The organism is Aureimonas sp. Leaf454, assembly GCF_001424685.1.
GTDB lineage: Bacteria > Pseudomonadota > Alphaproteobacteria > Rhizobiales > Rhizobiaceae > Plantimonas.
This window is the reverse complement of record NZ_LMQT01000001.1, coordinates 967,790-986,677: the sequence shown is the minus strand read 5'-3', so window position 1 is coordinate 986,677 and position 18,888 is coordinate 967,790. Positions and strand designations below refer to the sequence as shown.

Genomic DNA, 18,888 nt, shown 5'->3' with positions numbered 1-18,888 from the left:
TGTCCCCGCTGTGGATCGTGCAACACAACCTTACGTCAATCAAGGGTTCTGTTCTCAAATCTTAACTTAACGTTATGAGGGTGGGATGGTCGCCGGCAGGACGGCCGCGCTACGGCCGGGCCGCTACGCGACGTCGCCGCGCATTGCGAATGCCGGGGCCGCTCCCAGTTTCAGACGGAGCAATGGCTCCGGATCCTCCCATGTATGTCGCCCGCCTGTCCCATCCCGCTGATTACGACGGCTGGCGTGAGGCGGCCCGCACGGCCGTCGAGCTCGGGATCCCTCCGGAGGCGATGAGCTTCGCGGTCGGCGAGGATGTCGCCAACCTCTTCGCCGAGCCGCTTCCTGCGCGACCCCAGGCGCCCGCGCGCCGCGTGACGGTGGCGAAGGCCTTTCCCGAGCTTGCCGGCCGCGTCGTCTGCCACTCGGATCCCCAACGCTTCGATCTCGCCTATCGGCTGCTCTGGCGGCTGCAGTCGGAGAAAGGGCTGCTCGACGTCGCCTCCGACGACGACGTGATCGCTGCCGTGGAGATGGACAAGGCGGTGCGGCGCGACAGCCACAAGATGAAGGCTTTCGTGCGCTTCCGCGAGATCGAGGTCGAGGACGGCACGCGGCACTACATCGCCTGGTTCGAGCCGACGCACCACATCGTGGAGCGGACCGCGCCCTTCTTCGTCCGGCGCTTCACCGGCATGGTCTGGTCGATCCTGACGCCGAAGCGCTCGGCCCATTGGGACGGGGCGGATCTCACCTTCGGCCCGGCCGCCTCCGTCGAGGATCGCCCGAAGGACGACGACATGGAGGCGCTGTGGCTCACCTACTACGCCTCGATCTTCAATCCCGCGCGTCTCAAGGTGAAGGCGATGCAGGCGGAGATGCCGAAGAAATACTGGCACAATCTGCCCGAGGCTCAGCTGATCGAGCCGTTGATCCGCGGGGCGGAGGCGGCATCGCGGCGCATGCTGGAAACCGCGCCGACGCTGCCGAGTTTTCGTCACGAGAGACAGGCGGAGCGGGACGAGATGGCGAAGGTGGCGGCAGAACCGCGGACGGGCAACCAGCCGGCGACGATCGAGGCGGCGCGCGAGGAGGCCAAGGCCTGCAAGGCCTGCCCGCTTTGGGAGCCGGCGACGCAGACGGTCTTCGGCCAGGGGCCGGACCACGCGCCGGTCATCTTCGTCGGCGAGCAGCCGGGCGACCAGGAGGATCTCGCGGGCGAGCCCTTCATCGGCCCGGCCGGCCGCGTCTTCGACCAGGCGCTGGCGACGGCGGGGATCGACCGGGCTCAGGCCTACGTCACCAATGCCGTGAAGCACTTCAAGTTCACGCCGCGGGGCAAGCGGCGCATCCACCAGAAGCCCAATGTCGGCGAGGTCCGCGCCTGTCGGTTCTGGCTGGAGATCGAGCGCGACATCGTGAAACCCAAGCTGATCGTCGCGCTCGGCGCGACGGCGGCGGCCTCCGTCCTCGGCAAGAGCGTCACGATCCGCGACACGCGTTCGCGCCTGATCGACCTCGACCCGACGACCAAGCTTCTCGTCACCGTTCATCCCGCCTATATCCTGCGCCTTCCCGACCCGGAGGCGCAGGCACGCGAAACGGAGGCCTTCGCGGCCGACATGGGCCTCGTGCGGCGCACCGTGCCGGAAATCGCGTTGGCCTGACGGCCCCGCGCGTCAGCGCTGCGTGGCCGCCACCTCCGCCGCGAGGGAGCGCAGAACCGCCTTGTCCTCGTCGAGCACGAGCGCCGCCTCGGCCCTGGCAAGCGAGAGGCGCGAATGCCGGCGAGCCTCGACGGCGAAATCCTCCCGGCCGAGGCGGGCCAGCGTGAGACAGGTCTTCTGGAGACGGATGCCGACTTCGAGCAGGGCCGCACCATCGCGCGACAGCGGGCCGAAGACGTCCTCGAAGAGATCGGCGACGGTGATGGCGGGGACGTGGATGCGGGAATAGGCCAGTTCGACGTCGCGGGACGGCGGCTCCGCCCAGACCGCGAGCGCGCGCAAGGCGCGGCCGATGACATCGATGGCGGTGCCGGGATCGTTGATGCTCTGGGAGAGCGCGCGGCTTGCGATCTCGGTAAGGACCGAGAGCCCGAAGCGCGGGTCCTGGTCGTAGGACCGGACGTCGCCGATCGTGAAGCAGGCGCGGATGCGCTGCGCGTCGTCCTCGCCCGAAAGGCCGTAGCTCGTCGCCAGGGCGCGGGTGGGATCGACGAAGGTGCCGGGAATGGCGTCGAGACGGATCTCCCCGCCGCCACGCTCCGCGATCGCCGACAGGGCCGTCATGTCGACATGCTGGATATAGCCGATGTCCCCGGCCGCGATCTCGCGTCCCCGCTCCGACGGCGCGGCGCCCCCGTCCGCCCGCGCCCGCCCGCCGAGATAAGGCGCGTCCCGTCGCCGGCGCAAGGCGGCGATGGCGACGGCCTCGACGCGCTGCGTCGTTTCCGTCACCCGGCCGAGGCGCGAGAGATGGTCGATCCAGCGCAGGAGCGTCACCACGATAAAGACGACGACGAGGATGGTCACCGCAAAGAGCACGACGCGACCCCTGTCACCGTAAGCGCCGGTCGACAGGACGATGATGCCGACGAGGCTGAACAGGAACGAGCCGATGAAGGTCGAGAGCACGGTCTGGGTGGTCGAGTCCTCCATGATCAGCTTCGTCGCGCGGGGCGTGACGTTGCTCGTGGCGGCGGAATAGGCGGCGACCATCGTGGACAGCGAGAAGGTCGTCACGGTCAGCATCGAGGAGGCGATGATGCCGAGAATGTTGTCGACCGCATCCGAGCCGATCTGCGCAGGGATATCGGCCGGGATGAACGGGCTCAGCCAGATCCCGAGACAGGCCGTGACGACCGCGAGCACCGAGAACAGACTCGCCCGGAACCAGACGCGCCGCGTGATCTGGCCGAGCGCCCAACGCCAGTGGGCGGTCACGATGGAAGCCGGCAGGAAGATGGAATCACGGTCGTCGGCATGTGGCGGTCCCCGGCTCAGATGGCGATCCGGGCAGAGATGGCGCCGGAGACGACAAGGGCGATGGGGCAGATGAACGATTGGAGAGAATGGTCGGGACGTCGGAGACGCGCTGGACAGGCAGAGCGCTGCGGGCCCCTGTCGCCTTTATCCCATCCGCGCCTTCAGCCGCGAGACTTCCACCGCTCCGCCCTCGCGTTCGGGCTCGAAACCTTCCAGCACCTCGGCCTCGCAATCGGCGAAGACGCGGCCGACGCCGATGAGGATGGGACGGTCGACGCCGATCCGGGCGACGATGGCGCCGAGTTCGGCGAGGGTGCCCACGGCGCGTGTCTCGTCCTCACGGCTGATCGAGGCGGCGACGGCGACGGGCGTGTGCGGCGACAGGCCGTGCTCGATCAGCTTCATGGAAATGCGCGATGCCATGCGCCCGCCCATGTAGAAGATCGAGGTCGCGCGGTCGTCGGCCAGCGTTTCCCAGTTCATGTCGTCGGGAAGGTCACCCTTCTTGGAATGGCCCGTGACGAAGCGGACCTGCTGGGCGCAGTCGCGGTGGGTGAGGGACACGCCGAAGCCGGCGGCCAGCGCGGACGCCGCCGTGATGCCGGGGACGATCTTCACCGGAATGCCCTCGCGGCGCAGCTCCGCGATCTCCTCGCCGGAACGGCCGAAGACGGAGACGTCGCCGGACTTCAGGCGCACGACGTGTTTGCCCGCTTTGGCGAACTGCACCATCGTCCGGTTGATGTCCTCCTGCCGGCAGGAATCGCGGGCGGCGCGCTTGCCGACGAGCATGCGCTTGGCCTCGCGGCGGGCGAGCTCCAGGATGTCGTCGGAAACGAGGTCGTCGAAGAGGATGACGTCGGCGGCCTGAAGGGCGCGCACGGCCTTCAGCGTGAGGAGTTCGGCCTCGCCGGGACCGGCGCCGACCAGCGTCACGCGGCCGCCGGCCTGGGGACGGGCGGCGAGGTCGCCGACGAAGCGCCGGATATCGGTCTCGGCGGCGCCGTCGGGGCTCTTGCGGGTAAAGGCCTCGTCGGAGAAACGCTCCCAGAAGGCCCGGCGCAAGGGGCCGGCCTCGAGCCGGTCCATGACCTCGGCGCGGACCTTCGCCGCCAGTTTCGCCCAGCCGGTGAGGGTGGCCGGCAGCAGCGTCTCGATGCGGCGGCGGATGGCCTGCCCGAGGATCGGAGCCGCGCCGTCCGTCGAAATGCCGACGACGACCGGCGAACGGTTGACGATCGTGCCGAAGCGGAACTGGCAGAAGGCCGGCTTGTCGATCACGTTGACCGGCACGCCGGCCCCGCGCGCGGCGCAGAAGAAGGCCTGCGCCTGGGACATCGTCTCGCAATCGGCGACGGCGAGAGACGCGCCTGCGAAGACGTCGAGCGCCCAGGGACGGTCGTGGTGGCGGATCTCGCCGTCCGGGAAGGACAGGGCGAGGACGATCCGCATCTCCTCGCCGAGATCCTCGGCGGGTTCGTAGAGATCGACCTTGGCGCCGGCCGCGGCCATCAGCTCGGCCTTCCAGGCCGCGCCGTCCCCGCCGCCCGCCATGACGACGCGCTTTCCCTTGAGATCGAAGAAGACCGGCAGGACGCTGAGCTCGCCCATGCGCTGCGGGCGCTTTGCGCCGGCGGTCTCGTCAGACGGGCTCTGTGACAGGCTTCGCATCGATCAACCCTTGGATCTCGCTCCTGCAGGAGCCACAATTCGTCCCGGCCTTCAAGTGTCGCCCGACATCGCCGACGCTCCGGCAGTCCGGACCGGCGATCGCCCGGCGGATGTCGTCGGCGCCGACGCCGAAGCACGAACAGACGAGCGCGCCGGGATCGGGCCTCTCGGCACCCGCCCGGCCGGCGAGGATGCGGAAGCGCTTGGCCGATTCCGGCGCGGCCCCTGCGAGGCACGAGACGGCATAGGCGCGCGACACCGCGACCGGCCCGTTCCCCATCCACAGCGCCCCGAGAAAGCGACCGCCGGCGAAGGCGGCGATGCGGCGGTGACCGGCTCCGTCCATATAGGAAAGGATGTCAGCGGTTTCAGGGAGACGCAGAACCCGGCGGGCGAGGGTATCGGCATCTCGGGGCGCGACGCGGCCGGCCAGTTCCACCCGCCAGCCGCCGGGCGCGCGGGCGAGGGCGAAATGGTCCGCGCCGGTCGTTTCGGGCTTCAGGACGGACACGGCGAAACCGTGCCAGGCCGCGTCGAAGCGCGTGAGCCGGACCGCCGCGGCCTTCAGGGCGGGCTGTCCCGAGACCGGATCCGTGCGCGGCGCGACGAGCGCGTTGACGCGCGCCTTCGCCGCGAATTCATCCGTCCAGTGCATCGGCGCGAAGACCGCGCCGCGCCGGGCTCTCGTGGTCACGAGCGCGCGCAGGATGGCGCTGCCGCGATCGTTGGAGATCTCGACGAGGTCGGCCTCCGCGATGCCGTTCGCCGCCGCGTCGTGTGGGTGGATCTCGCAGAACGGCTCGGGCATGTGCGCGGACAGGCGGGCCGAGCGGCCGGTGCGCGTCATCGTGTGCCACTGGTCGCGAATGCGGCCGGTGTTGAGGAGCAAGGGGTGCTCCTGCGAGGTCGGGTCTTCCCGCCGATCCTGGACGGCGACGAGCCGCGCCTTGCGATCCCCGGTGAAGAAGCCGCCTTCGGCGAAGAAGCGCTCGGTGCCGATGCCGCCGCGGCGAACCGGCCAACGGACGGGCGCCATCGCCGCGTAGTCGGGGTCGGTGAGATCGGCGAGGCCGCCGATGTCGAAGTCGCGCGTGCCCTCGTTGGCGTCGGCCGACAAAGCGGCATGTTCGCGGAAGATCGCGGCGGCGTTCGGAAAGGCGAAGGCTTTGGGATGGCCGAGGCGCTTGCCGATTTCGGCCAGCGCCCACCAATCCGGCTTCGCGTCGCCGCGGGCCGCGAGGAAGGCGCGCTGGCGCGAGATCCGGCGTTCGGAATTGGTGACGGTCCCGTCCTTCTCGCCCCAGCCGGTCGCGGGCAAGGCGACATGGGCGAAGGCCATCGTGTCGGTGTTCGCGACGATGTCGGAGACGACGACGAAGGGGCAGGCGGCGAGGGCGGACCGGATCCCGTCGGCATCGGGCAGTGAGTCCACCGGATTCGTGCCGATGATCCAGAGCGCCTTGATGCGTCCGTCGGCAACCGCCTCGAAGAGCTCGACGGCCTTCAGGCCGGGTCTTTCCGCGATCGTCGGCGCGTTCCAGAATCGCTTGACGATTTCGCGATGGGCGGGGTCCTCGATCGTCATATGGGCGGCGAGCTGGTTGGCGAGACCGCCGACCTCGCGTCCGCCCATGGCATTGGGCTGCCCGGTCACGGAGAAGGGCCCCATGCCGGGCCGCCCGATGCGGCCCGTGGCGAGATGGCAGTTGAGGATCGCGTTGACCTTGTCGGTGCCGAAGGCCGACTGGTTGACGCCCTGGCTGTAGACGGTGACCGTCTTCCCGGTCGCGGCGAAGAGACGGAAAAAGGTCTCCAGCCGGTTTCGATCGACCCCGGTCGCCTCTTCGAGACGGCCGGGATGGGCAAAGGGGCGGGCCGCGGCGAGGGCGGCGCCGAGGCCGGTCGTGTGGGCGCCGGCATAGGCCTCGTCGATCGCGCCTTCGCTTTCCAGATGGGCGAGAAGGCCGAGAAAGAGCGCGACGTCGCCGTCACCCCGGATCGGAAGATGGAGATCGGCTGCGGCCGAGGTCGCGGTCTCGCGCGGATCGATCACGACGATCCTCATCGTCGGCCGGAGCGCCTTGGCCGCGAGGATGCGCTGGAAGAGGACGGGATGGCACCAGGCGAGGTTGGAGCCGACGAGGACGACGAGGTCGGCTTCCTCGAGGTCCTCGTAGGTGCCGGGCACGGTGTCGGAGCCGAAGGCCCTGACATGACCGGCGACGGAGGCGGCCATGCAGAGGCGCGAGTTCGTGTCGATGTTGGCCGAGCCGACGAAACCCTTCATCAGCTTGTTGGCGACGTAGTAGTCCTCGGTCAGCATCTGTCCGGAGACGTAGAGCGCGACGGAATCCGGCCCGTAGCCGTCGATCGCGGCCCGAAAGCGCGTCGCGACGAGATCGAGCGCCTCGTCCCAGGATGCGCGGACGCGGCCGATGCGGGGGTGAAGCAGCCGGTCGTCCGGGATCAGCGTTTCGGCGAGCGCGGATCCCTTGGAGCAGAGCCGCCCGAAATTGGCGGGGTGCTCGGCGTCTCCCGCGATGGTGACGGAGCCGTCCGGCCGGGGCGTCGCGAGGACGCCGCAGCCGACGCCGCAATAGGGGCAGGTGGTGCGGGTCGCGCCCGTCTCGGCCGGCTTGTTCATGTCACCAGCTGTTGTAGGCGAGATATTTGCCGCTCATGCGGATCTCGACCCGGTCGCCCTTCGGGTGCGGCACCTTCTCGACCTCCATGTGGAAGTCGATCGCGCTCATGATGCCGTTGCCGCACTTCTCCTGGATGAGCTCCTTCAGCGTGTCGCCGTAGACGCCGACGATCTCGACGAAGCGATAGATGCAAGGGTCGGTCGGCACCTGGCGGTCCCAGACCTTGGTCGGGGAGTCCGCGAGCACGACGGCCGCCTCCTGGGGCAGGCCGAGATGGGCCGCGAGGAGATCGGCCTTGTCGCGCGGCAGGGCGTTCATGCCGAGACAGGCGGAGGTCACGAAGACCTCGCTCATGCCGATGCCCTCGGCGATCGAGGCCCAGCTGAGGCCGGCCTGCCGCTTGCGCTGGTAGACGAGCTCGGTGACGTCCTTCTTCGACAGCATCGCGTGTCTCCTATTCCGCCGCTTCGGCAAAAGCCGTCTGCGGCGCGACCATCAGTTCGATCGCTCCGGTCGCCCTGTCGACGCGCACGGGGAACGTGCGCACGCGCCCCTCGTCCGGGCCCAGGACGAGGCCGGTGTCGAGCGCGATCACCTGGGAGTGGAGGGGGCAGGTGACGGCCCCGCCATGGACGATGCCCTGGGAAAGCGGCCCGCCCTTGTGGGGGCAGCGGTCCTCCGTGGCGAAGATCTCGTCCTCCATCGTGCGGAAGACGGCGATCCGGCCGAGCGGCGAGGTCACGCAGCGTGCGCCGCGCCGGGGGATGTCGGCGACATTGCCGATGGTGGTCCAGGTTCCGGTCCCCGATCCGCTCATGGTCGTCGTCGTGGTCATCGTCATTCCGCGGCCTCCCGAAAGGGTGCGATCTCGGCCATCGGCCGGAACTCGTGCGAGGCGACGGCGCCGGTCGCCCGCTCGGCCCAGGGATCTCTCTGGCTGAAGGTCTGCGAATGGACGAAGCGCTCGAAGAGCCGCGCGCGTTTGCCCGCGTCCTCCACGACGGCGGCCTGGATCGAGGCCATGCCGACGCGCTTCAGCCATTTGTACATGCGCTCGAGATAGTGGCCCTGCTCGCGATAGAGCTGCGTCAGCGCGACGATGATCTCCAGCGTCTCGTCCTCGGTCTTGGCGTGGCAGAGGACGACCGTGCCGTGGATGTCGAGGCCGGCGGCGCCCGCGAAGTGGATCTCGTAGCCGCTGTCGACGCAGATCACGCCGACATCCTTGCAGGTCGCCTCCGCGCAGTTGCGGGGACAGCCGGACACGGCCATCTTGACCTTCGCGGGCGTCCAGGAGCCCCACATGAACTTCTCGATGCGGATGCCGAGGCCGGTGGAATCCTGCGTTCCGAAGCGGCACCAATCCGTGCCGACGCAGGTCTTCACCGTGCGAAGGCCCTTGGCATAGGCCGCGCCGGACACCATGCCGGCGGCATTGAGATCGCCCCAGACGGCGGGAAGGTCCTCCTTCTTCACGCCGAGGAGATCGATGCGCTGGCCGCCGGTGCATTTGACGGCGGGAATGGCGAACTTGTCGACGACGTCGGCGATGGCGCGAAGCTCGGCCGAACTCGTCATGCCGCCCCACATGCGGGGGACGACGGAATAGGTGCCGTCCTTCTGGATGTTGGCGTGGACGCGCTCGTTGATGAAGCGGGACTGCTTGTCGTCCACAGACTCGCCCGGCCAGTCCGCCAGGAGATAGTAGTTCAGCGCCGGCCGGCACTTGGCGCAGCCGCAGGAGGTCTTCCACTGAAGCTCCTGCATGACGGCGGGAATGCTTTTGAGCTCCTTGGCGACGATCAGGCGTCGGACGTCGCCATGGCCGAGATCGGTGCAGGTGCACATGGGCTTGACCGCGTTCGGATTGAAGCTCTGCCCGAGCGTCAGGCTCATCAGCTGCTCGACGAGGCCGGTGCAGGTGCCGCAGGAGGAGGAGGCCTTGGTGTGGGAGCGCACCTCGTCGAGCGTGGTCAGGCCCTTCGCGGTGATGGTGGATGTGATCTTGCCCTTGCAGACGCCGTTGCAGCCGCAGATCTCGGCGTCATCGCCCAAGGCTGCAACGGCCGCCATAGGGTCCAGGGGGGACCCTCCCTGGTAGCTCTGGCCGAAGATCAGCGTGTCGCGCATCTCGGCGATGTCCGCTCCCTTCTTCATGAGGTCGCCGAACCAGCCGCCGTCCGAGGTCTCGCCGTAGAGGACCGCGCCGAGGATCTTGTTGTCCTGGAGGACGAGGCGCTTGTAGATGCCGGCGGAAGCATCGCGCAGGACGATCTCCTCGCGGTCCGGCGCATCGGCGAAGTCGCCGACGGAGTAGAGATCGATTCCGGTGACCTTCAGCTTCGTCGGGGTGTCGGAATGGCGAAAACCCTGGCCGCCCTCGCCGGCGAGATGCCGGGCGGCGACCTCGGCCATCTGGTAGAGCGGCGCGACGAGGCCGTAGATGCGCCCGTCGACCTCCACGCATTCGCCAAGCGACAGGATGGCGGGGTCGGAGGTGACCATGTGCTCGTCGACATGGATGCCGCGCCCGACCGCAAGCCCCGCCTCCTTGGCGAGCACGCAGGAGGGCCGGATGCCCACGGCCATGACGACCAACGAGGCCGGGATCACGCGGCCGTCGGCCAGTTCCACGCCTTCCACGCGCTCGGTGCCGAGGATCGCCTTGGTGTTGGCGCCCGTCACGACCTCGATGCCGCGCTTTTCCAGCGCCTTCTGCAGGAGATAGCCGGCGGCGGGATCGAGCTGGCGTTCCATCAGCGAAGGCATGAGATGGAGGACCGTGACGTCGAGCCCTTGCGCCCGGAGACCGGCCGCGGCTTCGAGCCCGAGCAGGCCCCCGCCGATGACCACCGCCTTGGCGCGGGCCTGGGCCGCGAGGATCATCGCCTCGACATCGTCGAGATCGCGATAGGAGAGGACGCCGGGGAGATCCTTGCCGGGAACCGGGGGGATGAAGGGGGAGGAGCCCGTGGCGATGACGAGGCGGTCGTAAGCCTCCGTCACCCCGTGGTTGGAGGTGACCGTCCTCGCGTTCCTGTCGATGGCGACGATCTTGTGGCCCTTGTAGAGCGTGACGCCGTGCTGGACGTACCAGCCGTCGCCATGGATCACGATGTCGTCGAAGCTCTTCTCGCCGGACAGGACCGGGGAGAGCATGATCCGGTCGTAGTTCACGCGCGGTTCGGCGTTGAAGATCGTGACCTCGTAGGCGCCGGGCGCCTTCTCGAAGAGGTGCTCCAGCATCCGGCCAGGGGCCATGCCGTTGCCGATGACGACGAGTTTTTCGGGCATGGGGGCCTCGCGAGAAATGGGGTGTCGGATGGTGCGTGCCGTCCCTCGTCCGTTGAGAGACAAAGGATGGGGAGGCAGGCCGGCGTCGTGCCGCGGCGCGATCGGCCGGGAATGCGATGCGCATTCACGGCGTGTCCTTCGGGCGCTCGTCGTGAGCCTGTCGAAGGACGATGTCGGGACGCCGCTGCCCGTCGGGTCAGGCCGCTTCGACGAAGCGGTTGCGTTCGTAGAGGAATTTCAGGACGGACTGGCGGCATCGCAGATAGGTCGGGTCGGTCGCGAGCCTGATGCGGTCGCGCGGGCGGGGCAGCGGCACGGACAGGATCTCGCCGATGCCGGCGGACGGACCGTTGGTGAGCATCACGATGCGATCCGACAGAAGCACGGCCTCGTCGACATCGTGGGTGATCATCATCACGGTGGTGCCGAGATTGGCCTGGATCTGCATGACCTGGTCCTGCAGATGGGCGCGCGTCAAAGCGTCCAGCGCGCCGAAGGGCTCGTCGAGGAGGAGGATCTTCGGCTCCATGGCGAGCGCGCGGGCAATGCCGACGCGCTGCTTCATGCCCCCTGAGATTTCCGAAGGGCGCTTGTCCCGGGCGTGGCCCATATGGACGAGCTCGAGATTCTTCATCACCCATTCGCGCCGCTCGGAGGCGCTCTTGGTGCGCCCGAACACCTTGTCGACCGCGAGCGCGACATTCTCGTACACCGTGAGCCAGGGCAGCAGCGAGTGGTTCTGGAAGACCACGCCGCGGTCCGGGCCCGGCGCGTCCACCACCTTGTCCTCGAGAAGAATGACGCCCGTCGTCGCGTCGGTGAGGCCGGCGACGATGTTGAGGAGCGTCGACTTCCCGCAGCCGGAATGGCCGATGATGGAGATGTACTCGCCCTTCTCGACGGTGAGGTCGATGCCCTTCAGGACCTCGCTCGTCACGCCGCCGCGCGAGTAGCGCTTGGCGACGCCCTCGATGGACAGGAAGGGCTTGGGCTTGGCGGTGCTGGTCATGGTCTCGTCTCCGGTCCGGAAGGCTCAGGTAGGGCTCAGGCGGAGGTGCCGCGGGTGACGGCCTTGCCGATGGCGGCGACGCAGCGGTCGAGCACGAAGCCGACGATGCCGACATAGACGAGGGCCAGGATGATGTCCGAGATCAGCGAGGAGTTCCAAGCGTCCCAGATGAAGAAGCCGATGCCGACGCCGCCGATCAGCATCTCGGCCGCGACGATGGCGAGCCAGGACAGCCCGACGCCGATCCGGAGCCCGGTGAAGATGTACGGAGCGGCGGCCGGGATCATGACCTTGGCGAAGAACTCGAACCCGTTGAGGCGCAGCACCTTGGCGACGTTGCGGTAGTCCTGCGGAATGTTGCGCACCCCGACCGCCGTGTTGATGATGATCGGCCAGACCGCGGTGATGAAGATGACGAAGATCGCGGAGGGCTGGCCGTCCTGGAAGGCGGCAAGCGACAGCGGCAGCCAGGCGAGCGGGGGCACGGTGCGCAGGATCTGGAAGATCGGGTCGAGACCCTTCATGGCGAGCTGCGACTGGCCGACCAGGACGCCGAGCGAGATGCCGACGACGACGGCGATCGAATAGCCCATGGCGACGCGCTGGAGGCTCGCCCAGATCTGCCAGCCGAGGCCGACATCGTTGCCGCCATTGACGTAGAAGGGATGGGCGATCAGCTCCCAGGTGTCGGTCACGACCTGACTCGGCGGCGGCAGCGAGGATGCCGGCCCCGAGCAGAGGACCTCCCAGATCGCGAGGAGGACGAGAAGCGTCACCAGCGGCGGGAGGAGGTTCTCGGCGAGCGAGCGGGCGATGCGGCCGATCCGGTCGCCCGCCGCGGGACCCTGCCGCTTCAGCGGCACGACGGTCGCGGCGCCCTTCGGCATGGCGACGACGCCGGCGCCCGCCGACGGGATCGCGAGGGGGGAGAGGATGGGCTGGGACATGGTCGTCTCCGGGTCGGTCGATGCGCGAAGGTCGGGCCGCGTCGCTCGTGAGGGGCGTCCGGCGGGGGACGCGAGCCGCGCCCTCCCGCCAGGAGAGGACGCGGGCGGGATCAGGCGATGCGGGTGATCGCGAGGCTGGCGAGATAGGCGGCGGGATCTTCCGGATCGAAGACCTTGCCATCGAAGAAGGTCTCCTTCCCGCGCGAGGTGGAGGCGGGAATGGCCGAGACGCCGAGCGCCTTGGCGGCCTCGCGCCAGATGTCCTCGCGGTTCACCGTGTCGACCATGGCCTTGACGTCGGTCGTCGCCTCGAACTTGCCCCAGCGCATGTCCTCGGTGAGGAACCAGGCGTCGTGGCTCTTGAAGGGATAGGAAGCGTCGTCCCGCCAGAACTTCATGAAGTGCGGGGACGCGTCGACGGTCTTGCCGTTGCCGTAGTCGATGACGCCCTTCATGCGCGGACCGATATCGGCGGGCTTGACGTTGAACCAGGCGCGCTTGCCGAGGAGATCGGCGAGCTCGTCCTTGTTGGCCATCTCGTCGGCCCATTGGGCGGCTTCCTGCACGGCCATGAGGAGGGCGATCGTCGCCTTGGGGTTCTTCTCCACCCAGTCCGCACGCATGGCGAAGCTCTTCTCGGGATGTTTCGACCAGAGCTCGCCGGTCGTCAGCGCGGTGTAGCCGATGCCCTGGTCGACGAGCTGGGCGTTCCAGGGTTCGCCGACGCAGAAGGCATCCATCGTGCCGACCTTCATGTTGGCGACCATCTGCGGGGGCGGAACGACGATCGTCTCGACATCCGTGTCGGGGTCGATGCCGCCGGCCGCCAGCCAGTAGCGGATCCAGAGGTCGTGCGTGCCGCCGGGGAACGTCATCGCGACCTTGGCGGGCGCGCCGGCCGCCTTCTTGGCCGCAAAGACCTCCTTCAGGACGCCGGAGTCGAGGCCGACCTTCTGATCCGCATAGGCCTTGCCGATCGAGATCGCCTGACCGTCGAGATTGAGGCGCGCGAGGATCGCCATCGGCAGCGGCTGGTTGTTCTGCGTCACCTTGCCGGCCGTCATGAGGTAGGGCATCGGCGTCAGGATGTGCGCGCCGTCGATGCCGGAGCCGTCCGAGCCGAGCACGAGATTGTCGCGGGTCGTGCCCCAGGACGACTGCTTGACGACCTCGACGTCCGGCATGCCGTGCTTGGCGAAATAGCCCTTCTCCTTGGCGACGATCAGCGGCGCGGCATCGGTCAGCGCGATGAAGCCGAGGATCGCCTTGGTGGTTTCGGGTCCGGCGCTCTGCGCGAAGGCGCCGCCGGGAAAGCTCGCCCCGATCGCCGAGAAGAGCGCCGCGGTGCCCGCCGTTGCGGCGGTCGACTGAAGGAAGCGACGACGGCTGATGCTGACGAAATCGGACATGAAAATCCTCGCGGGACGGCGGAACACGGGCGGAAAAACGGAGTGGAAAACGAAAAAACGCCGCGGTCCCTTCGGAGTGGTCCCTGGAAGAAGGGACCGACTGGAAGATCTCGCGACGTCGGTGTCTCGGAGGAGGACCTGCTTGAGGTCTCTCGATGGCCCTGTCGTCCTTGACGGGCACGCTCCTATTGAGCGGCAATTGGAACGGTTTGAAAAGTCCAAATGTGCGGCAATGCAGCATGCCTGAAAATCAAGCAGAAGTGTCTCAACAGCCGATGCGGTAAGGGCTTCAGGCTGCTCGCCCGTCGTGCTGAAAGAAACATCGCGGTGCACGAATATGTCGCACTGCGTGGGCGAGCCGGCGCTGCGTCCGTAGAACGTAAGGCAAGGAAACATCATCCGCGCATCGCGACGTGCCGCACCGTCGATGCGATCTTCCCCACCGATGGTCGAACACCGATGCGACACCGGTGAGGACTAGCGGGGGAAGGCGAGCGGTTCGCCGTCTCGGCGGGCGTCCGGGGAGGGCGCCGCCCGGGTCAGTCCGGGCGATCGCCGGAGCCGGAGGACCCGAGATGGCGGATGGGGAAGCCCTCGACATAGGCCGCGACATCACGGGGATCGAAGGTGCGGCCGTCGCCGATGGCGTCGAAGGGCGCGAGACCCTCGATCCTCGTATCGGCTGCGGGAAGATCGGCGATGCGGCTGCCGAAGACCTCGCGGTAAAGGTCGGGGCGGAAGGCGGCAAGCGCGGCGCGCTCGCCGTCCGCCGTCAGCGGCACCTGTCCCCAGCGCACCATCTGCGAATAGACCCAGAGCGCCTGGCTCGACCAGGGGAAGGTGGCGGCGCCGGCATGGAAGGTGAGATAGTCTGGAATGCTGCGGATCGTGCCGGCGCCGTCGACGGGCATGCGGCCGGCCAGAAGTTCGCAGATCATGTCCGCGGAGCCTCCGACATGCTCCGGCCGCGCCAGGATGCGGGAGAGTTCCGGGCGGTTCGCCGGCTCGTCGCACCAGCGCGCGGCGGCGTCGAGCGCGACGAGGAGACGTCCCGCCGTCTCGCGGTTGGCGCTCCACCAGTCCGGGCGCATGCCGAGGACCTTTTCGGGCGAGGACGGCCAGATGTCCGCCTTGACCGCGACGACGCGGCCGATCCCAGCCTCGGCCGCGAGCACGTTCCAAGGCGCGTTGACGCAGAAACCGTCGATGGCGCCGGCCTTCAGGGCGTCGGCGGTCAGCGGCGGGGGAACGACGGTCATCGTCACGTCGCGGTCCGGGTCGATGCCGGCTTCGGCCATCCAGAATCGAAATTCGTAATTGTGGGACGAAAAGGGATAGGTCATCGCGAAGACGAGCGGCGGCTGGCCCGCCGCCCTTCGCTTGGCCACGACCTTGGCGAGGGCGCGGCCGTGGGCGTCCGCCTCGTCGCGGCCGTCCTCGCCCGCCGCTTCGCGCATCGCCTCGAAAAGCGCGGTCGAAAGCGTGATGGCGTTGCCGCCCCGGCCGAGCGCCATCGGTGCGATGACGGGATAGGGATTGGAGCCAAGGCCGAGCTGGGAGGCGACCGCCATCGGCCCGAGGAGATGGGCGACGTCGAACTGGCGGAAGGCGAGGCGGTCGCGGATGTTCGACCAGGAGACCTCGCGCACGAGTTCCAGCCGGACGTCCTCGCGCCGGTCGAAGCCGAGGGCCGCGGCCGCGATCGGCACGGCGGCGTCGAGGAGCGGGATGAAGCCGAGGCGGATCGCGGGGGCGTCGCTCATTGACCGGCCTCCCCGCCGAGAAGGGAGGCGGCCGTCACGACCGACCGGGCGATCTCGACGAGCTTCTTCTTCTCGTTCATCGCGGTCTGGCGCAGGAGGCGGTAGGCCTCCTCTTCGGAAAGGCCCCGCATCTTCATCATCAGCCCCTTGGCCTTTTCGATCACCTTGCGGTCCGCCAGCTCCGAACGCGCCTCGTCCAGCTCACTCTGCAGCCGGGAGAAGGCGCCGAACCGCAGGATCGCCATGTCGAGGATCGGCTTCACGCGTTCCTTCTTCAATCCGTCCACGACATAGGCCGAGACTCCCGCCTCGATCGCGGCCTCCATTGAGGCCGCATCCGAGCGATCGACGAACATGGCGATCGGCCGGCGCACCGAGCGCGTGACCTGGAAGAACTGTTCCAGCCGGTCGCGATTGGGATTCTCGAGATCGACGACGATCACGTCGGGCGCGAAGGCCTCGATCTCGCGCACCAGCCCCTGCATTTCGCGCACGACATGCACGCGGCTGTGCCCCGCTTCGCGCAGGCCTTCCTCGATGATGGTCGCGCGAGCACGGTTCTCATCGACGATCAGGATGGCGAGGGCCTCTTTCGTCATTCCCCGGCCTGCCGCCCTCTCGTCGAACCCGAATGCTGCGCTGCGGAACAGGGTGGCGGTAAAGCGGCGCGAAGGCAAGCCGGCAAAGCGATCGGCGGCCCCTCGCCCGCGCGCCGGGAGGGCTCCCGGCTCCCATGGGCGGCGACCGATTTGCGATCCTCACCCCACCCTCGGAACCCGCCGCGCGATCGTGCGAAGGATCAGTGGTCGCGGGTCCAGCCGACGCGATAGACACGCCCGGTATGGGCGCCCTCGACGCTTCTCGCATAGGCCAGCGCCGCCTCGTCGGCCGGCACCGGCTTCACGCCGCGGAAGAACGGGCCGTAGGACGGCATGGATTGCGTGATGACCGTCGGACTGACGACGTTGATTCGAAGGCCGCGGGGCAGGGCGACGGCGGCGCCGCGCACGAAGCCGTCGATCGCGCCGTTCACCATCGCGGCCGAGACGCCTTCGAGGATCGGGTCGTCGTTGAGGAGGCCGCTGGTCAGCGTGAAGGAGCCGCCGTCGCGGATCCAAGGCGTGCCGAACGTGACGAGGTTCACCTGTCCCATCAGCTTGTGGCCGAGGCCGACGGCGTAGAGCTCGGGGGTGAAATCCTGAAGCGCGCCGAAATGGACCTTGCCGGAGGCGCAGACGAGGGCGTCGAAGGCGCCGATCGTCTCGAAGAGCGCCTTCACGGACAAGGCGTCCGTCATGTCGACGGTGGCATCCCCGCTCGTGCGGTTGACGCGCACGATCTCGTGGCGCGCGCCGAGCTCGGCGTCGATCGCCTGCCCGATCGTGCCGCTGGCGCCGATGAGAACAACCCGCATGAAGGATCCTTTCCGACGCCGCCCGGCGCCTTCGCCTCGTGAGACATGACGACATGGAATAGGCGATGCGCCCTGCGAAGACGAGTGCCGCTGGCGCCGGGAGGCCCGTCGTCCCGAGGCGGATGCGGCATCGAAGCTGTGGAGATCGGCCGAGCCGACCGACTCCTGGGCGCCGTCCGGTGGTATCTCCTCGCGTCCGTCCGTTCCCCCAGGAGGTTTCCCGATGAAAGTCGCCGTCGATCTCGGCACGACCGCCACCGGCGAGCCCGCCGAGATGGATCTGGAGGAACTGCTCTCGACGCGCCTCCTCGTTCAGGGCAATTCCGGCTCGGGCAAGTCCCATCTCCTGCGCCGTCTCCTCGAACAGAGCGCGGAATGGGTGCAGCAGGCGATCATCGATCCCGAGGGCGACTTCGTGTCCTTCGCCGAGCGCTTCGGCCATGTCGTGGTCGATGCCGACCGCACGCCGGCCGAGCTCCAGCGCATCGCGGCCCGCATCCGCCAGCACCGGGCCTCCGTCGTCCTCAATCTGGAGGGGCTCGATACGGAGGTGCAGATGCAGTGCGCCGCAGCCTTCCTGAACGGGCTCTTCGAGGCCGACCACAGCGTCTGGTTCCCGATGCTGATCGCCGTGGACGAGGCGCAGATCTTCGCGCCCGCCATTGCCGGCGAGGTGTCGGACGAGGCGCGCAAGATCTCGCTCGGCGCGATGACGAACCTCATGTGCCGCGGGCGCAAGCGCGGCCTTGCCGGCATCGTGGCGACGCAGCGGCTGGCCAAGCTCGCCAAGAACGTCGCGGCGGAGGCCTCGAACTTCCTGATGGGACGCACCTTCCTCGACATCGACATGGCGCGCGCGGCCGATCTCCTCGGCCTGGAACGCCGCCAGGCGGAGCGGTTCCGCGACCTCGAGCCCGGCCATTTCGTGGCGCTCGGGCCGGCGCTCTCGCGCCGCCCGGTGCCGATCCGCATCGGCTCGGTGGAAACGCGCGGCCGCACGGGACGGCCCTCGCTGATGGCGCTGCCCGAGATGACCCGCGACCAGATGCAGGACCTCATCTTCTCCGCGCCGGCCGGCGGCGAGGATGAGATGCCGGTCGTGCGCTCGCGCGAGCGCGTGCCGACGCGCGATCTTCTCGAGCGGGTCTCCGCGCCCCGCGCGGAGGCGCCGGAGGACGAGGACGTCCGCTCGATGGAGGACCGGGAGGTGCTGGTGGAGGCGATCTTCTCGGAGATGCTGGCCGATCCCGAAGCCGCCTTCCGGCCGGTGCCCGTCCTCTACCAGGACTTCCTCGTCCATTGCCGGCTGAAGCGCCTGCGCGGCGCGGAAACCGACATGCCCGCCTTTCGCCGCCGGCTGTCGCTGGCGCGGGCCGGCGTCTCGGAGGGCGCGGACGATCCGGAATGGCAGGTGGTGATCGAGCGCGCGGACGCGTTGCCGGAGGAGATGCAGGGCGTCTATCTCATGCTGGCGCGGGCCGCGCGGGCCGGCGAGCCCCTGCCGGACGACGCGGCGCTCGCCCGGGCCTATGGCAGCCACTCGCCCTCGCGCGGACGCTTCCTCATCGGCTACATGGCCGACCGCGGCCTCGTGACCGCCGAGACGGATTTCCGCGGCAACCGGGTCGTGACGATCACGGGAACCGGCTGGCGCTCCGTCCAGTCGAGCGCCCCGCCGAAGCTCGACGAGGCGCGGTTGAGACGGGCGGCGAGACGGGGGACGGTGTGAGCGCTCCAACGTCGTTCTCC

The 18,888-nt window shown here is 68.6% G+C and carries 14 protein-coding genes; 2 read left to right on the top strand and 12 right to left on the bottom strand.

The window, feature by feature from the left end; genetic code table 11:
• The first annotated feature begins 200 nt into the window (after nt 1-200).
• Nucleotides 201-1,667 carry a UdgX family uracil-DNA binding protein gene (locus ASG43_RS04410; protein ID WP_056500590.1) on the top strand — a complete coding sequence of 489 codons (1,467 nt, stop codon included), beginning with the start codon at nt 201-203 and terminating at the stop codon, nt 1,665-1,667.
• A 12-nt stretch (nt 1,668-1,679) separates the two neighbouring features.
• Here ASG43_RS04410 and ASG43_RS04405 read toward each other — a convergent pair whose 3' ends face one another.
• The 12 genes from ASG43_RS04405 to ASG43_RS04350 all read right to left on the bottom strand — a co-directional run bounded on the left by ASG43_RS04405 (nt 1,680) and on the right by ASG43_RS04350 (nt 17,139).
• The gene (locus ASG43_RS04405) at nt 1,680-2,945 is read right to left on the bottom strand and encodes a DUF2254 domain-containing protein (protein ID WP_056500589.1); all 1,266 of its coding nucleotides are present in this window, start codon (nt 2,943-2,945) and stop codon (nt 1,680-1,682) included.
• A gap of 186 nt (nt 2,946-3,131) precedes the next feature.
• Entirely contained in the window at nt 3,132-4,658 is a 1,527-nt protein-coding gene (gene cysG / locus ASG43_RS04400) for a siroheme synthase CysG (protein WP_056500586.1), read from the bottom strand.
• Nucleotides 4,630-7,302, bottom strand: coding sequence for a nitrate reductase (locus ASG43_RS04395; protein WP_056500584.1), 2,673 nt, complete (start codon nt 7,300-7,302; stop codon nt 4,630-4,632). The genes cysG and ASG43_RS04395 overlap by 29 nt, the downstream gene beginning before the upstream one ends.
• 1 nt (nt 7,303) lies before the next feature.
• Complete coding sequence (gene cynS / locus ASG43_RS04390) at nt 7,304-7,747, bottom strand: cyanase (RefSeq protein WP_056500580.1); 444 nt, start codon at nt 7,745-7,747, stop codon at nt 7,304-7,306.
• A gap of 10 nt (nt 7,748-7,757) precedes the next feature.
• Complete coding sequence (gene nirD, locus ASG43_RS04385; protein WP_244487961.1) at nt 7,758-8,138, bottom strand: nitrite reductase small subunit NirD; 381 nt, start codon at nt 8,136-8,138, stop codon at nt 7,758-7,760.
• Between the two features lie 2 nt (nt 8,139-8,140).
• Nucleotides 8,141-10,597: a nitrite reductase large subunit NirB gene (gene nirB, locus ASG43_RS04380; protein ID WP_056500578.1), complete on the bottom strand. Its 2,457-nt coding sequence runs from the start codon at nt 10,595-10,597 to the stop codon at nt 8,141-8,143.
• Between the two features lie 196 nt (nt 10,598-10,793).
• Nucleotides 10,794-11,606 (bottom strand): ABC transporter ATP-binding protein, encoded by an 813-nt coding sequence (locus ASG43_RS04375; protein ID WP_056500574.1) that lies wholly within the window; start codon nt 11,604-11,606, stop codon nt 10,794-10,796.
• Between the two features lie 35 nt (nt 11,607-11,641).
• Nucleotides 11,642-12,553, bottom strand: coding sequence for a nitrate ABC transporter permease (ntrB, locus tag ASG43_RS04370; protein ID WP_082490591.1), 912 nt, complete (start codon nt 12,551-12,553; stop codon nt 11,642-11,644).
• A 110-nt stretch (nt 12,554-12,663) separates the two neighbouring features.
• Nucleotides 12,664-13,962 carry a CmpA/NrtA family ABC transporter substrate-binding protein gene (locus ASG43_RS04365; RefSeq protein WP_056500571.1) on the bottom strand — a complete coding sequence of 433 codons (1,299 nt, stop codon included), beginning with the start codon at nt 13,960-13,962 and terminating at the stop codon, nt 12,664-12,666.
• 539 nt (nt 13,963-14,501) lie between these two features.
• Complete coding sequence (locus ASG43_RS04360) at nt 14,502-15,725, bottom strand: CmpA/NrtA family ABC transporter substrate-binding protein (RefSeq protein ID WP_082490590.1); 1,224 nt, start codon at nt 15,723-15,725, stop codon at nt 14,502-14,504.
• Nucleotides 15,722-16,324 carry an ANTAR domain-containing protein gene (locus tag ASG43_RS04355; protein ID WP_056500568.1) on the bottom strand — a complete coding sequence of 201 codons (603 nt, stop codon included), beginning with the start codon at nt 16,322-16,324 and terminating at the stop codon, nt 15,722-15,724. The genes ASG43_RS04360 and ASG43_RS04355 overlap by 4 nt, the downstream gene beginning before the upstream one ends.
• A gap of 200 nt (nt 16,325-16,524) precedes the next feature.
• Entirely contained in the window at nt 16,525-17,139 is a 615-nt protein-coding gene (locus ASG43_RS04350) for a short chain dehydrogenase (protein WP_056500565.1), read from the bottom strand.
• 223 nt (nt 17,140-17,362) lie between these two features.
• On the opposite strand from ASG43_RS04350, the gene ASG43_RS04345 reads away from it, so the two are divergent.
• A complete protein-coding gene (locus ASG43_RS04345) occupies nt 17,363-18,868 on the top strand; it encodes an ATP-binding protein (RefSeq protein ID WP_056500562.1) in 1,506 nt (501 codons plus the stop codon).
• Nucleotides 18,869-18,888 lie beyond the last annotated feature (20 nt).

Excerpts from the sequence above, each read along its gene's own strand:
- ASG43_RS04410 (WP_056500590.1), top strand. The coding sequence starts at position 201 with ATGTATGTCGCCCGCCTGTCCCATCCCGCTGATTACGACGGCTGGCGT.
- cysG (WP_056500586.1), bottom strand. The coding sequence starts at position 4,658 with ATGCGAAGCCTGTCACAGAGCCCGTCTGACGAGACCGCCGGCGCAAAG.
- ASG43_RS04395 (WP_056500584.1), bottom strand. The coding sequence starts at position 7,302 with ATGAACAAGCCGGCCGAGACGGGCGCGACCCGCACCACCTGCCCCTAT.
- cynS (WP_056500580.1), bottom strand. The coding sequence starts at position 7,747 with ATGCTGTCGAAGAAGGACGTCACCGAGCTCGTCTACCAGCGCAAGCGG.
- nirD (WP_244487961.1), bottom strand. The coding sequence starts at position 8,138 with ATGACCACGACGACGACCATGAGCGGATCGGGGACCGGAACCTGGACC.
- nirB (WP_056500578.1), bottom strand. The coding sequence starts at position 10,597 with ATGCCCGAAAAACTCGTCGTCATCGGCAACGGCATGGCCCCTGGCCGG.
- ASG43_RS04375 (WP_056500574.1), bottom strand. The coding sequence starts at position 11,606 with ATGACCAGCACCGCCAAGCCCAAGCCCTTCCTGTCCATCGAGGGCGTC.
- ntrB (WP_082490591.1), bottom strand. The coding sequence starts at position 12,553 with ATGTCCCAGCCCATCCTCTCCCCCCTCGCGATCCCGTCGGCGGGCGCC.
- ASG43_RS04365 (WP_056500571.1), bottom strand. The coding sequence starts at position 13,962 with ATGTCCGATTTCGTCAGCATCAGCCGTCGTCGCTTCCTTCAGTCGACC.
- ASG43_RS04360 (WP_082490590.1), bottom strand. The coding sequence starts at position 15,725 with ATGAGCGACGCCCCCGCGATCCGCCTCGGCTTCATCCCGCTCCTCGAC.
- ASG43_RS04355 (WP_056500568.1), bottom strand. The coding sequence starts at position 16,324 with ATGACGAAAGAGGCCCTCGCCATCCTGATCGTCGATGAGAACCGTGCT.
- ASG43_RS04350 (WP_056500565.1), bottom strand. The coding sequence starts at position 17,139 with ATGCGGGTTGTTCTCATCGGCGCCAGCGGCACGATCGGGCAGGCGATC.
- ASG43_RS04345 (WP_056500562.1), top strand. The coding sequence starts at position 17,363 with ATGAAAGTCGCCGTCGATCTCGGCACGACCGCCACCGGCGAGCCCGCC.